The following is a 13635-nucleotide window of genomic DNA, read 5'->3' on the forward strand; positions in this document are numbered from 1 at the left end:
CCTCTCTCAGGAGAGGACTGCCCAGACGATCTTGCCGTGGGGCGCGAGTGCCGACCACCCCCAGCGGAGGCTGAGTGATTCGACGATGTGGAGACCCAGGCCGCCGGTGTCAAGGGGGCCAGGGTATCGCAGCACGGGCACCGAGGTGCCGGGATCGGTGAACGCGCTGGTGACGAGCGAGCCGCGGCGCACCAGGGACATGTGGACCGGGCGCTGGCAGTGGGGCTCGTCGAGGCGCAGACCGTGGCGCAGGGCGTTGGTGGCGAGCTCGGAGACCACCAGTTCCATGTTCTCGGCCAGCTCGCCGAGCCCCCAGCCGGACAGGGTCCCCGTGGTGAAGCTGCGCGCGGAGTGGACCGAGGAGGCGGTGGGCGGGAGCACGTACGTGGCGCTCGCGGACGGGCCGGTCACCAGGAGATCGCGAGCCGCCTCCGGCCACCAGCCGACGGGCGGCCACCAGTCGAACGTGGTCCACTGGCCGGACGCCGTGGTGGATTGCACGTGATCATTCTGCGGCAATCTCTCGTGCAGGTGCAAGAGCGAATGCACGTGCAGACAACTCGTGCAACCGCTACGGTTCTCCTCAGATGGTCAATATGGGGGAAAGGGGATCTTGTCCGCGGCCCATGATCTTTCGGCCGCCAAGTGACAGACTGTGTCTTCAAGGAAACGACACAAGGAGCAGCACGTGTCCATTGATCCGCCCGGCTCCGGCTCGACCGTTCGGCGCATCATGCTGGGTGCGAGCCTCAGGCGCCTGCGCGAGGCCTCTGGGCTCGACCGCGGCCAGGCCGGGTTCCACATCCGGGCGTCCGAATCCAAGATCAGCCGGATGGAGCTCGGGCGTGTCGGGTTCAAGACACGTGACGTGGAGGACCTGCTCACCCTGTACGGCGTCGTCGACGATGCCGAACGCCGTGCCCTGCTGGAGATGGTCCGCGAGGCCAACACCCCCGGGTGGTGGCACAAGTACTCCGCCGAGCTGCCCTCGTGGTTCACGACGTACGTGGGCCTGGAGGAGGCCGCGAGCGTGATCCGTACCTATGAGGTGCAGTTCGTGCCCGGCCTGCTGCAGACGGCCTCGTACGCGCGATCGGTCTTCCAGCTCGGCAATCCCGACGCGAGTCCGGACAAGATCGAGCGCCGCGTGCACATGCGCATGCAGCGCCAGGAGCGCTTCACCCAGAAGGACGGCCCCAAGCTGTGGGCCGTCATCGACGAGGCGGCGCTCAAGCGGACCATCGGCGGGCGAGAGGTCATGTCCGAGCAGCTCCAGCATCTGCTGGAAGTCGCCGCCCTGCCCAACATCACCCTCCAGGTGATGCCCTTCAGGTTCGGCAAGCACGCCGCCGAGGGGGGCGCGTTCAGCATCTTGCGGTTTCCCGAGTCCGATTTGTCGGACGTTGTCTACGTCGAGCAGCTCTGGGGTGCCCTGTACCTGGACAAACGTGAGGACATCGACCCGTACCTCACCGCCATGGAGCAACTGTGCGTGGAAAGCACCACGCCAGGGGGCACCGTCGAGCTCATCGGCGGTCTTCTCAGAAAGATGTAGATGAACCACACCTACAACGGCATGCCCGCGGCCGACCTCACCCAGGTCGCCTGGCGCAAGAGCCGCTACAGCAACTCGCAGGGCAACTGCGTGGAGCTCGCGGAGCTTCCCGACGGAGGGATCGCGGTCCGCAACTCGCGCTTCCCCGACGGTCCTGCTCTCATCTATACCCGCGACGAGATCCGGGCCCTGGTGCTCGGCGCGAAGGACGGCGAGTTCGACGGCCTCCTCGTGTAACAGCCTGTTCACCTCCGGCGCGCTCCCTTAACGGGGGCGCGCCGGTGGCGTAACCGGCGGGGAGTTTCCGCAGGTCAGGATGTCGTACATGCTCGACCGGATGAACCTGTACCCGATCGCCGACGACGTGCTGCTCGCGCCGGGCGGCAAGGTCGTGGTCCGCACGTACGGCGTGGCGCCCGCGGGCGCCGCCATCTCCTACCGCACCTGGGTGACCGGCCTGCGCGACCAGCCGCGCTACTGGCACTGGGGCCACTTCGAGGACGCCGCCTCCGGGCACCGCCGGGTGCTGGAGTGGCTGACCGGCAGGGGGCCGCGGCCTTCCCAGGCGCTGACCTGATCGCTATCCTCGTGCCAAGCAAATGCTTGGTAGAGGAGGCGTGGTGCGGCGCGCGATCCACCTGCTCGAAGAGGTCGACTTCCGGCCGATGAACTCCAGGCGGCCGCTGGAGTACCTGACCTGGCTGACCCGCTACAAACGCGAGGACGAGAGCCGCGCCGAGCCCGCCCTGACCACCGGCATGTCCATCAGGTCGCGCGAGATCGACCTCGTCGGCGCCTTCTACGCCGTGGGCATCACCGGCCACCCCCAGTTCAAGGCCGTCACGCTGTGGGACTGCCACGGCGGGTGGGACGGCGGCTGGCGCCAGATGATGGACATCTACCAGGGCGTCGACGAGCGCCTGTTCCTGTCCGACATCGACGACCTGCGCTTCTCCGCCTTCTCCAGGCCGCTCGGCGCCGCGCCGGGCTGCCCGCCGCTCGCCGACGCCCCCGCCGCCGAGTTCTACCTCTTCGAGAGCGCCCGCGTCCGCCCCGGGGCCGCGCTGGACTACCTGGACGCCGTCCGCACCGAGCGCGCCCCCCTGCTGGCCGAGCACGGCCACACCCTGACCGGCCTGTACGAGGTGCTGTTCTGCGACACCGAGGCCGTCACCATGTGGGCCGTCTCGCTGGACGACCACCTGGCCACCCAGCGCGCCCGCGACGCCGCGCTCGGGCTCGACGACGAGGTCCCGCCCGATTCCCGGCTGCTCGACTGGGGCAGGCGGGCCCGCGGCTACCTCGAAGGCCCCTGGCGCGAGACCCTGCTCGCGCCGTTCCCCGGCAGCCGTCTGGCGCGGGAACCACGGCCGGGCTAGCGTCGGCTGCGGAGGCAGCCATGACGGACCCGTACCTCTACGGCGTGGGCGAGGCCGGGGGCGTGGCGTCCGTGACCGTGCCGTACGCCGAGCAGGTGGCGCTCATGGACGATCTGCTCGCCGAGCTGAGCCCGGCCCAGTGGGACGCGCCGATCGCCCGGCACGGCACGGTCCGCGACCTGGTCCGGCACCTGGCCGCCAACGACGCCACCGTGGCCTTCTTCATGGGCCTGCCCGGCGCGGGCGCGGCCCCGGAGCACCGGCGCTGGCGGGAGCAGGCCGGGGCCCTGCTGGAACGGCTCTCCAGGGCCGGGGAGGTGCTGCTCGGGGTGGAGGTGGCGCTGGCGGGGGCGCGCCCGGCCCGCGCGCCGCTGCGCCAGGCCCTGGTCCAGCGCACGTTCGAGACCTGGACGCACGCCGACGACATCAGGGCCGCGACCGGCCGCCCGCCCGCGCCGCCGCGTGCCGGGCACGTGCGCCTGGTCGCCGAGTTCGGCCTGGCGCTGCTGCCCCGGGCGCTGCGGGGGCCGCGCCGCGACGTCTCGGTCACCGTCGTGCTGACCGGGCCAGGGGGCGGCACGTGGACCGTCCCGCTCTCGCGCACCCCGGGCCGGGACGCCGGGCTGATCTCGGCCGGCGCGGTGGACTTCTGCCGGCTGGTGGCCGGCCGGTGGCCCCCGGACGCCTTCCCGCACGCGTCGGAGGGCGACCAAGAGCTCACCCGCGACCTGATCCGCGCCGCCGCCACCCTCGGCTGCGACTGACGGGTCTCCTCAAGGGGCCGCGCCCCCGGCGTTCCCCCTCAGGCGACCGGCGAGTTCCAGCTCAGCAGCACCGGTTCGGCGTGCTCGAAGCCGAGCCGGGAGTAGGTGCCGGTGTCGAGCCGCAGCAAACGGCCGTCCGCCGGGTCGAGGCCGAGCCAGCGGGCGGCCAGCACGCGCAGGAAATGGCCGTGCGCCACCAGCACGACCCGCCCCTCGGCCCCGCGGGCCCGCTCGATCACCCGGTCGGCGCGCGCGGCCACCTCGGCGGCGCTCTCGCCGGGATGCTCGGCGTCGCCGGGGATCACGCCGTCACGCCACAGGTACCAGCCGGGCCGGGTCTTCCTGATGTCCGGCGTGGTGATGCCCTCGTAACCGCCGTAGTCCCACTCCCACAGGTCGGGGTCGACCTCGTAGTCCGTCAAACCGGCCAGCTCCGCCGTACGGCGGGCCCGCTGCGCGGGGGAGACCAGCGCCAGCCCGAACGCGGACGCCTTGACCAGCGGCGCCAGCGCCCTGGCCTGATCCTCCCCCTCGGGCGTCAAGGGCAGGTCGGTACGGCCGGTGTGCCGGCCGGCCGTGCTCCATTCGGTGGCTCCGTGCCTCAGCAACAACATCTCATCCATGAGGTCCATCATCCGGCAGAGCCGCCAGCTCCTCGACGACAGGGGTGAAGGCGGCCAGGTCACGCTCGTGATGCAGCACGAAGTAGGTGACGCCGTGCGCCTCGCGCCAGTGGCGCAGCTGGTCCGCGATGTCGCGGCGGGTGCCGAGCAGCACCTGCGGCGTGTCGCCGAGCCGGGAGCTGTCGGCGGCGCTCCACGACTCCTCCGGCTTGCGCTCGCCCACCTGCATCACGCTGGTGCCGATCTCCAGCAGGTGGTGGCGGGGGCTCCGCCGCAGCAGCGCCAGCTTGGCGAGGAACGCCTCCGGTCCGGCGTCGCGCGGGTCGGGGCCGGTGCCGTCCGCCTTGACGCGGGTGCCGAGGTTGACGATGTCGGCGTGCTCGGCGGCCAGGGCCAGCATGCGGGGGCCGCCGCCGCCCAGCAGGATCGGCGGGCGCGGGCGCTGCACCGGCCGCGGCTCCTGCTCCAGCCCGGCCAGGCGGTAGTGCGCGCCCTCGTACGTCAGCGGGCCGCCGTCCCACAGGCCCTTGATCACCTCCAGGGCCTCGCGCAGCCGGTCGAGACGCACGCCGGGCGGGTCCAGCCGCAGCCCGGCCCGGTCGTACTCGTCGGCCATCCAGCCGGTGCCGAGGCCGAGCTCCAGGCGTCCGCCGGAGAGCAGGTCCAGGGTGGCGGCCTCCTTGGCCAGCACGGCCGGGTGCCGGAAGTCGTTGGCGAACACCAGCGTGCCGACGCGCAGCCGGGTGGTGGCGCAGGCCGCCGCCGTCAGCGCCGCGACGGGCGCGAAGCGCGGGCCGACCAGATGGTCGGGCACCAGCAGCACGTCGAAGCCGGACGCCTCCAGCCGCCTGGCCCGCTCGGCCCACTCCTTGCCGGACCGTGCCCCGCGCAGCACCGCACCGAACCTGAACCGTCGCACGGCATCCTCCTCGACCCGGATCTTACCAAGCGCTTGCTTGGAGTGGCACACTGGTGGCCATGGAGATCCCGGTACGCCAGGCGACGGACGACGAGGTGGCGTTCTTCGGCGAGCACGGCTGGGTCCGCCTGGACCGGCTCGTCGCCCCGGACACGGTCGGCGAGCTGCGCGAACGGGCCCGCGAGCGCCTGCGGTCGCGCAGCCGGGCCGGGGACACGCCGGTCGACCGGGCCTTCGGGCAGTCCCGCGACGTCGCCGCCGAGGACGAGCTGTTCGGCGCGCTGAGCACCAGCCCGGCCATGGGCCGCAACGCCGTGCGGCTGCTGGGCGGGGTGCGGGCCGTGCGCGTGCAGGTCACCAACCTGCTGGTCAAGGAGCCGGGCGAGCACGGCGCCACCGAGTTCCACCAGGACTTCCCGTGGATGCCCATGGACCGCTCGGCCATGCTGACCGTGTGGCTGGCGCTGGCCGACGTGCCCGCCGACATGGGGTCGCTGCGCTTCTACAGCGGCTCCCACCGCTGCGGCCTGCTCGGGCGCAGCTTCACCCGCGCCGGGGACGACCAGCTCAGCCAGCATCCCTGGCTCGCCGAGCTGGAGCTGTCGCCGCCGCTCGACCTGCGGGCCGGGGACGCCACCGTGCACCACGCGCTCACCGTGCACGGCGCGCCCGCCAACCGGCGCGACGCCGCCCGCCTGTCGTTCACCGTCACCTACTTCGACGCCGACGCCCTCTACACCGGGCTGCCGTACCGGCAGACCGACGGGCTCGGCCTGGAGGTCAACCGGCCCTTCGAGCACGAGAGGTTCCCGTGCCTGAGACCGTGAGGGGACCGGTCGCCGACCTCGGGGCGACGCTGATGCACGAGCACGTGTTCGGGCTCAGCCCGGAGATCCTGTGGAACTGGCCGGACGTCCCCGAGGGCTGGGACCTGGAGCGGCGGGCGCGGGAGGCGGCGGCCAAGCTCGACGCGCTCAAGGCCGAGGGCATCGACACGATCGTCGACCTGACCGTCGTCGGGCTCGGCCGGTACGTCCCGGCGGTCCAGCGGGTGGCCGAGCTGACGTCGGTGAACATCGTGGCCGCCACCGGGCTCTACACCTACGACGCGCTGCCGCCGTACTTCGGCAACCGGGGGCCGGGGTCGCTGTTCGGCGGCCCGGACCGGCTGGCCGAGTTCTTCGTCCGCGACCTCGCCGAGGGGATCGGGCGGACCGGGGTGAAGGCGGCCATGCTGAAATGCGCCTCCGACCACCTCGGCATGACCAAGGGGTGCGAGCGGGTGTTCCGGGCCGTGGCCGAGGCCCACCTGGCCACCGGCGCGCCGATCACCACGCACTCGCACAGCGCCTCCAGGGGCGGGCTGGAGCAGCAGCGGCTGCTCGGCTCGCTCGGCGTGGACCTGGAACGGGTGGTGATCGGGCACGCGGGCGACTCGACGGACCTGGCGTACCTGGAGGAGCTGGTGGCGGGTGGCTCCTACCTGGGCATGGACCGGTTCGGCATCGAGACGATCAGCTCGTTCGAGGACCGGGTGGCGGTGGTGGCGGCGATGTGCGAACGCGGCCACGCCGGAAAAATGGTTCTAGGTCATGATTCGTACTGTTTCAATGACCGGTTCGACCCCGACGTCGTACGGCGTCGCCACCCGAACTACCACCTCCTGCACATCTCCCGCGACGTCGTGCCCGAACTGCGCAGCCGCGGCGTCACCGGCGACCAGCTCCACCAGATGCTCGTCGACAACCCCAGGAGGATCCTGCGATGACCTCTGCGACGACCCCCGCTTCGGCGCAGGACTTCGACGTCGCCGCCGACTGGCACGTCGCCGCGCCGTACGACTTCCTGCGCCGCCTGCGCGCCGGACGGCCGGTGTTCCGCAGCGAGCACCTGGGCGCGTACGTGCTGACCCGCCACGCCGACGTGCGCGCCGCGTACGGCGACCCGGCCCGCTTCTCCTCCGAGGGGTCGCTGACGATCTCCCGCAGCCTCACCCCGCAGACCCGCGCCAAGCTGGGCGAGCACGGCTCGTTCCTGTCCAGCTTCGTGGCCAACGTGGACCCGCCCGACCACACCCGCCTGCGCCGCTCGGTCTCCCGGGCCTTCACGCCGCGGGCCGTCGCCGCCATGGAGGAGCGTTTCCGGCGGCTGAACGAGGACGTCCTCGACCGGGTCGCGCCGAGGGGCCGGGCCGACTTCGTCGCCGAGATCGGGCACGAGCCGTCGGTCAAGCTGACCGCCCGCTTCATCGGCGTGCCCGCGGCCGACGAGGCGTTCGTGCAGGCGCACGTCAAGGACTGGTTCATGCTGTTCCTGTCGCCGCAGCCGCCGGCCCGCCAGCTTGAGCTGGCCGACAGCTTCCTGGCCTACCTCGACTACGTCGACCGCCTGGTGGCCGCCCGCGCCAAGGACCCGCGGGACGACTTCACGTCACTGATGACCTCGCTGATCGGCGACGAGCTGAGCCATCGTGAGGTCGTCGAGCTGATCTCCACGATCCTGCTCGGCGGCAACGACACCGTCCCCAACCAGCTCGGCAACAGCGTCCTGCGGCTGCTGCGCGAGGACGCCTGGCCGGTGCCGCCGGACCTGATCCCGGGGGCGGTCGAGGAGTGCATGCGGATCGACGGCGCCTCCCTGGGCTCCTTCCGGCACGCCGTCCAGGACGTCGTCCTGCACGGCGTGACGATCCCGGCGGGCTCGCTCGTCCTGCTGTCCACCGACTCCGCCGGGCACGACGAGACCGTCTTCCCCGACCCGGAACGGTTCGTGATCGACCGTCCCAACGCCGCCGACCACCTGGTCTTCGGGTACGGCATCCACTTCTGCGTCGGGGCGGCGCTCGGCCGCCTGCAGCTGCGCACCGCGCTCGACGTCCTCGGGCGCCGCCTGCCCGGCCTGCGGCTCGCCCCGGACGCGCCCGTCGCCTACCGCAGGTCGCTGGTGGGGCGCGGGCTGAGCGCGCTGGAGGTGGAGTGGTGACCGCGGATCCCTCGAACGGGCGGTTCGGCGGGCGGGTGGCGCTGGTGACGGGGGCGGGGTCCGGCATAGGCGCGGCGTGCGCGGCCCGGCTGGCCGCCGAGGGCGCCCGGGTGGGCGTGCTCGACCTGCGCGCCGCCCCGGCCCGGGCCACCGCCGCCGCCGTACGCGCCCGGGGCGGCGCCGCCATGGCGCTGACCTGCGACGTGTCCGACGAGAAGCAGGTGGCGGAGTCGGTGGCCGCGCTGGTGGCCGCCTTCGGCCGGGTGGACGTGCTGCACTCCAACGCCGCCTGCCTCGACCGCGACGTCTACGGCCGCGACCGCGACCTGACCGCCATGGACGCCGCCGTCTGGGACCGCACGATGGAGGTCAACCTGCGTGGCGCGATGCTGCTGGTCAAGCACGTCGTCCCGGTGATGCGCGACGGCGGCGCGATCGTCCTGACCTCCTCGGTGTCGGGCCTGACCGGCGACGTGGACCACGCCGCGTACGGCACCTCGAAGGCGGCCCTGGTCGGCTTCACCCGCTACGTCGCCACCATGTACGGCGCCCGCGGCATCCGCTGCAACGCCGTCGCCCCCGCCCTGGTCATGACCGCCGCCGCCGAGCGCGCCCTCACCCCCGGGCAGCTCGCCGACAAGGCCGCCGAACGCCTCCTGCCCTGGCCCTGCGCCCCCGAGGACGTCGCCGACCTGGTCGGCTTCCTGGCCTCGGCCGAGTCCCGCTGCATCACCGGCCAGACCATCGCCCTCGACGGCGGCACCCTCGTCCACCGCCCGGAACACGCCATCCACCGCTCCCGCGCCTGACCGCAGGGGCCGGTGGGCGGGAGCCCGGACAGAGGATCTAAGGTCTGGAGAAAAGCGGACTAAGGGGGACGGATGGAGCCGGTCGCGGTCGGGCTGATCGGGGCGGGGCCCTGGGCTGAGATGGCGCACGCGCCGATGCTGGCCAAGGGCCCCCACACCCGGCTCGCCGGCGTCTGGGCCCGCCGCCCCGAGCAGGCCGCCAGGCTCGGCGCCCCGGTGTACGAGCGGGTCGAGGAGCTGTTCGACGCCTGCGAGGCCGTGGCGTTCTGCGTGCCGCCCGGCGTGCAGGCCGAGCTGGCCGTCCGCGCCGCCCACGCGGGCAAGGCGCTGCTGCTGGAGAAGCCGCTCGCCGACTCCGTCGAGGGGGCCATGCGGGTGGCCGAGGCCGTGGCGGAGACGGGCGTGCCCTCGCAGATGATGCTCACCATGCGCTACGCCACCCCGACCCGCACGTTCCTGGCCCGCTGCGCCGAGATCCAGCCGTTCGGCGGGCACGCCGCCAACATCTCCGGCGCGCTGCTCGGCGGCAACCCGTTCGCCACCCCGTGGCGGCTGGAGCGCGGCGCCCTGCTGGACGTCGGCCCGCACGTGATCGACCTGCTCGACGCCGCGCTCGGCCGGGTCGTCGGCGTGCGCGCCCACGGCAACCCGCTCGGCTGGACCGGCCTGCTGCTGGAGCACGAGGGCGGCGCGGTCAGCGAGGCGTCCCTGTGCATGGCGGCCGTCGGCGACCTGCCGCCCTCGACCTTCGAGGTGTACGGCAGGACCGGCAACGCCGTCCTGCTGCCCGGCGACGAGGACCCCTTCGAGGTCGTGGCCGAGGAGTTCGCCCAGACCGTCCGGCGCGGCGGCGGCCACCCGCTGGACGCGGCGCACGGCCTGCGCCTGCAGGAGATCATCGCCGCCGCCGAGGCGCAACTCGACGCCTGACCCCGAGACCCCTTGACGTCGAGGACGTCTGGGGCATTGATAACGTTTGTCCGACGCGCAGTGCTGCAGCGAAGTCCGGTGCGATTCCGGCGCTGTCCCGCAACTGTCATAGCCAGGTCGCCTGCCTCTGCGCCGACGTCATCAACCCTCGTGGAAAAGGGTGATCCGTCGCTCATCGCGGGTCTCTCGGTTCCGACAGTGTGAAAGGACTACTCGTGAGGCCCGTACGCACGGCCTTCGCGGGCGCGCTGCTGGGAACGCTCGTCCTGGCCGGATGCGGCCAGACCGGCGCCAATGTCGCCCCCTCGAACTCCCCCACCGATTCCCCCACCGGCCCCCCTGCCGCGACCGCGGCGGCGAGCACCGGGGACTTCCCGGTCACCGTCGAGGCGGGCAACGGCAAGGTCACCCTCGCCAAGAAGCCCGAACGCATCGTCTCGCTCTCGGCCACCCACACCGAGACGCTGTTCGCGGTCGGCGCCGGCCCCCAGGTCGTCGCGGTGGACGACCAGTCGAACTACCCGCCGGAGGCGCCCAAGAGCGACCTGTCCGGCTTCAAGCCGAACGTCGAGGCGATCATCGCCAAGAAGCCCGACCTGGTCATCCTCTCCAACGACCAGGACAAGATCGTCGCCGAGCTGGCCAAGGTGAACGTCCCCGTCCTGCTCGAACCGGCCGCCACCGGGCTGGAGGAGGCGTACGAGGAGATCAGCGAGATCGGCGCGGCCACCGGCAACAAGGCCAAGGCCGACGAGGTCGTCTCCGGCATGAAGGCGGCCATGGCCAAGCTGGCCGCCGACGCCCCCAAGGACAAGAAGCTCACCTACTACCACGAGCTCGACCAGACGCCGTACGCCGCCACGTCCAAGACGTTCATCGGCCAGGTCTACTCCATGTTCGGGCTGACCAACATCGCCGACCAGGCCCCGGACGCGGCGGGCGGCTACCCCAAGCTGTCGGCCGAGTTCGTCGCCCAGGCCGACCCCGCGCTGATCTTCCTGGCCGACGTCAAGTGCTGCCAGCAGAGCAAGGAGACGCTGGTCAAGCGGCCCGGCTGGAAGAACCTCTCGGCCGTCAAGAACGACGAGGTGATCCAGCTCGACGACGACCTCGCCTCCCGCTGGGGCCCGCGCGTCGTGGACCTGGCCCAGGCGATCGGCGCGGCCGTGGCCAAGGCCGGCGGCGCGGGCTGAGCGTGACAGGCAAGGCGCAGCCGTCGAGGGCGCGTCCCGTCTGGGTGGCGGGCGCCCTCGCCGTGCTGGCCCTCACGATGGTCGCCGGGCTGCTCGGCGGCGCGGCGGACATCTCGCCGTGGCAGGTGGTCCTCCAGGTGGCGGACTGGTTGCCGTTCGTCTCGGCCGACTCGGGCCTCGCGCCGGTCGAGCAGGGCCTGCTGTACGAGCTGCGCCTGCCCAGGGTGCTCGTCGCCGCGGTCGTGGGCGGCCTGCTGGCCATGGCCGGCGCCGGGTACCAGGGCGTGTTCCGCAACCCGCTGGCCGACCCGTACCTGCTGGGGGCCGCCTCCGGCGCCGGGCTGGCCACGACGCTGGCCATCGTGCTGCTGCCCGGTTCGAGCGCGAGCATCCCCGTCGCGGCCTTCGCCGGGGCGGTGGGCGGGGTGTTCCTGGCGTACACGCTGGGCAACGCGGCCGGCCGCTCCGGTGGCGGCACCGGTGGCGGCACTGCGACGTTGGTGCTGGCCGGGGTGGCGGTCACGTCGTTCCTGACCGCGATCCAGACGTTCGTCCAGCAGCTCAAGGTCGAGGAGCTGGAGCGCATCTACTCCTGGATCCTCGGCGACGTCGGCGGCGGATGGGACCAGCTCCTGCTGGTGCTGCCGTACGCCGCGGTCTCCTCCGTCCTGCTCCTGCTGCACGGCCGGATGCTGGACGTGCTCAGCGTCGGCGACGAGGAGGCCGGCAGCCTCGGCGTACGGGCCGGGCGGGTGCGCCTGACCGTCCTCGTGGCCGCCTCGCTGGCCACCGCGTCGGCCGTGGCGGTCAGCGGGCTCATCGGGTTCGTCGGCGTGGTCGTGCCGCACGTCGTCCGGCGGCTGGCGGGCGGCTCGTACCGGATCGTGTTGCCGCTGTCGCTGATCGGCGGCGCGGCCTTCCTCGTGGCGGCCGACCTCATCGCCCGTACCGTGATCGCGCCGGCCGAGCTGCCCATCGGGGTCGTCACGATGTTCGTCGGGGCGCCGTTCTTCGTCGGCGTCCTGCGCATGACCAGGCGGGTGGCCACGTGATCGGCGTACGGGCCCTGTCGGTGCGCCTGGGCGAGCGCGACGTGCTGACCGGCGTCGACGCGCACGTGCGGCGCGGCGAGTGGCTGGCGATCATCGGGCCCAACGGCGCGGGCAAGTCCACGCTGCTCAAGACCGTCATGGGCGCGATCGTCCCGCACGGCGGCGAGGTCGTGCTCGACGAGCGCCCGCTCGCCGCGCTCAAGCCCCGCGAGCGCGCCAGGCTGCTGGCCTACGCCCCGCAGACGCCCGCCCTGCCGCCCGACATGACGGTCTTCGACTACGCCCTGCTGGGGCGCACGCCGTACATCCCCTATCTGGGACGGGAGAGCCGGCACGACCGCGAGGTGACCGGGTCCGTGCTGGACCGGCTGGACCTGACCTCCTTCGCCGGACGCCGCGTCGGCGAGCTGTCCGGCGGCGAGCGCCAGCGCGTCGTGCTGGCCAGGGCGCTGGCCCAGCAGGCCCCCGTGCTGCTGCTCGACGAGCCCACCACCGCGCTCGACCTCGGCCACCAGCAGCAGGTGCTGGAACTGGTCGACCGCCTGCGCCGCGCCGACGGCCTGACCGTCGTCACCACCCTGCACGACCTGACCGTCGCCGGCCTGTACGCCGACTCCCTGATGCTGCTGGCCGACGGCCACGCCGCCGCCACGGGCCGCCCCGAACAGGTGCTCACCGAGGCGCTGATCGGACGGCACTTCGACGCCCGTGTCAAGATCGAGCCGGGCCCCGACGGGCGGCCCGTGGTGCACCTGGTGCGAGGTGGGACGTGAAGCTGACCTATCGCGTGGAGGAGGGGACCCGGCTGGGGTCCCTGCTGTGGGAGTTCGGGCCCGGCTTCCGGATGATCTCCTCGGCCATGCTCGGCGGCGGCATCGGCCCCCGCGAATGGGTGCTGAACGCCCAGGTCGTGGCCGGTTACGCGCGGATGGACCCGGTGGACCACCTGGTCGAGCTGGGCCCGTCCGGCCCCGGCGTCGGCATGCTGACCGCCGCCTCCGTCGACCGGTACGTGCGGGCCGCCGACGGGGGAGCCGAGGCCGTGGCCACCGTCGGGCTGCGCGTCCCCACCTGGGCCGCCGCCCCCGAGGGCGCCGCCGACCCCGAGCTCGCCCCCATGCGGGCGGGCACCGTCAACATCGTCACCGTCCTGCCCGTCGCCATGACCGACGCCGCGCTGGTGAACCTGGTCATGACGGTCACCGAGGCCAAGACCCAGGCGCTGATCGAGGCAGGCTACCCCTGCACGGGCACCGCCTCGGACGCCGTCTGCGTGGTGGTGCCGCAGGACGGCCCCGAGCAGCTCTTCGGCGGCCCCCGCTCGGAGTGGGGCGCCCGCGCGGCCCGCGCCGTCCACACCGCCGTCCGCCGCGGCGCCGAGGCGTGGCGGCCTGGTGACTACAGGTGACAATTTTGGGGGAAGTAGCAT

At 72.8% G+C, this 13635-nt stretch carries 17 protein-coding genes; 14 read left to right on the top strand and 3 right to left on the bottom strand.

All coding sequences use genetic code 11. The features are described from left to right. Positions 1-6: 6 nt before the first annotated feature. Positions 7-501: an ATP-binding protein gene (locus ACWEJ6_RS35435; protein ID WP_387665912.1), complete on the bottom strand. Its 495-nt coding sequence runs from the start codon at positions 499-501 to the stop codon at positions 7-9. Positions 502-733: 232 nt separating this feature from the next. Between ACWEJ6_RS35435 and ACWEJ6_RS35440 the strand changes: the two genes are divergently transcribed. From ACWEJ6_RS35440 to ACWEJ6_RS35460, 5 genes are all read left to right on the top strand, one after another. After that, entirely contained in the window at positions 734-1555 is an 822-nt protein-coding gene (locus ACWEJ6_RS35440) for a helix-turn-helix domain-containing protein (protein WP_352323686.1), read from the top strand. Further along, positions 1556-1792, top strand: a complete 237-nt coding sequence (locus ACWEJ6_RS35445) for a DUF397 domain-containing protein (protein ID WP_352323675.1) — start codon at positions 1556-1558, stop codon at positions 1790-1792. 88 nt (positions 1793-1880) lie between these two features. After that, on the top strand, positions 1881-2132 hold the full coding sequence (locus ACWEJ6_RS35450) for a hypothetical protein (RefSeq protein ID WP_358302432.1): 252 nt from the start codon (positions 1881-1883) through the stop codon (positions 2130-2132). Between the two features lie 43 nt (positions 2133-2175). Continuing rightward, positions 2176-2934: a hypothetical protein gene (locus ACWEJ6_RS35455; protein WP_452429445.1), complete on the top strand. Its 759-nt coding sequence runs from the start codon at positions 2176-2178 to the stop codon at positions 2932-2934. A 20-nt stretch (positions 2935-2954) separates the two neighbouring features. Further along, positions 2955-3698, top strand: a complete 744-nt coding sequence (locus tag ACWEJ6_RS35460) for a maleylpyruvate isomerase family mycothiol-dependent enzyme (RefSeq protein WP_452429447.1) — start codon at positions 2955-2957, stop codon at positions 3696-3698. A gap of 38 nt (positions 3699-3736) precedes the next feature. On the opposite strand, the gene ACWEJ6_RS35465 is transcribed toward ACWEJ6_RS35460, so the two are convergent. Further along, entirely contained in the window at positions 3737-4321 is a 585-nt protein-coding gene (locus tag ACWEJ6_RS35465) for a histidine phosphatase family protein (RefSeq protein WP_352323671.1), read from the bottom strand. Continuing rightward, positions 4314-5240, bottom strand: a complete 927-nt coding sequence (locus tag ACWEJ6_RS35470) for a TIGR03621 family F420-dependent LLM class oxidoreductase (RefSeq protein WP_452429449.1) — start codon at positions 5238-5240, stop codon at positions 4314-4316. Before ACWEJ6_RS35470 ends, ACWEJ6_RS35465 begins: the two co-directional genes overlap by 8 nt. A gap of 59 nt (positions 5241-5299) precedes the next feature. On the opposite strand from ACWEJ6_RS35470, the gene ACWEJ6_RS35475 reads away from it, so the two are divergent. From ACWEJ6_RS35475 to ACWEJ6_RS35515, 9 genes are all read left to right on the top strand, one after another. Continuing rightward, positions 5300-6067, top strand: a complete 768-nt coding sequence (locus ACWEJ6_RS35475; RefSeq protein WP_387665923.1) for a phytanoyl-CoA dioxygenase family protein — start codon at positions 5300-5302, stop codon at positions 6065-6067. Then, positions 6052-7008, top strand: coding sequence for a phosphotriesterase family protein (locus ACWEJ6_RS35480; protein ID WP_358302417.1), 957 nt, complete (start codon positions 6052-6054; stop codon positions 7006-7008). Before ACWEJ6_RS35475 ends, ACWEJ6_RS35480 begins: the two co-directional genes overlap by 16 nt. Next, positions 7005-8222 carry a cytochrome P450 gene (locus tag ACWEJ6_RS35485; protein WP_452429453.1) on the top strand — a complete coding sequence of 406 codons (1218 nt, stop codon included), beginning with the start codon at positions 7005-7007 and terminating at the stop codon, positions 8220-8222. The genes ACWEJ6_RS35480 and ACWEJ6_RS35485 overlap by 4 nt, the downstream gene beginning before the upstream one ends. Further along, the gene (locus ACWEJ6_RS35490; protein WP_358302412.1) at positions 8219-9031 is read left to right on the top strand and encodes an SDR family NAD(P)-dependent oxidoreductase; all 813 of its coding nucleotides are present in this window, start codon (positions 8219-8221) and stop codon (positions 9029-9031) included. The genes ACWEJ6_RS35485 and ACWEJ6_RS35490 overlap by 4 nt, the downstream gene beginning before the upstream one ends. Positions 9032-9103: 72 nt before the next feature. Continuing rightward, the gene (locus ACWEJ6_RS35495) at positions 9104-9961 is read left to right on the top strand and encodes a Gfo/Idh/MocA family protein (RefSeq protein ID WP_387665931.1); all 858 of its coding nucleotides are present in this window, start codon (positions 9104-9106) and stop codon (positions 9959-9961) included. Positions 9962-10176: 215 nt separating this feature from the next. Then, complete coding sequence (locus ACWEJ6_RS35500) at positions 10177-11154, top strand: ABC transporter substrate-binding protein (RefSeq protein ID WP_452429455.1); 978 nt, start codon at positions 10177-10179, stop codon at positions 11152-11154. Positions 11155-11156: 2 nt separating this feature from the next. Then, complete coding sequence (locus tag ACWEJ6_RS35505) at positions 11157-12206, top strand: FecCD family ABC transporter permease (RefSeq protein WP_452429457.1); 1050 nt, start codon at positions 11157-11159, stop codon at positions 12204-12206. Beyond that, positions 12203-12979, top strand: coding sequence for an ABC transporter ATP-binding protein (locus tag ACWEJ6_RS35510; RefSeq protein WP_452429459.1), 777 nt, complete (start codon positions 12203-12205; stop codon positions 12977-12979). The genes ACWEJ6_RS35505 and ACWEJ6_RS35510 overlap by 4 nt, the downstream gene beginning before the upstream one ends. Next, positions 12976-13614 carry an adenosylcobinamide amidohydrolase gene (locus tag ACWEJ6_RS35515; RefSeq protein ID WP_364332063.1) on the top strand — a complete coding sequence of 213 codons (639 nt, stop codon included), beginning with the start codon at positions 12976-12978 and terminating at the stop codon, positions 13612-13614. Before ACWEJ6_RS35510 ends, ACWEJ6_RS35515 begins: the two co-directional genes overlap by 4 nt. Positions 13615-13635 lie beyond the last annotated feature (21 nt).

Source organism: Nonomuraea sp. NPDC004702, from assembly GCF_053601695.1.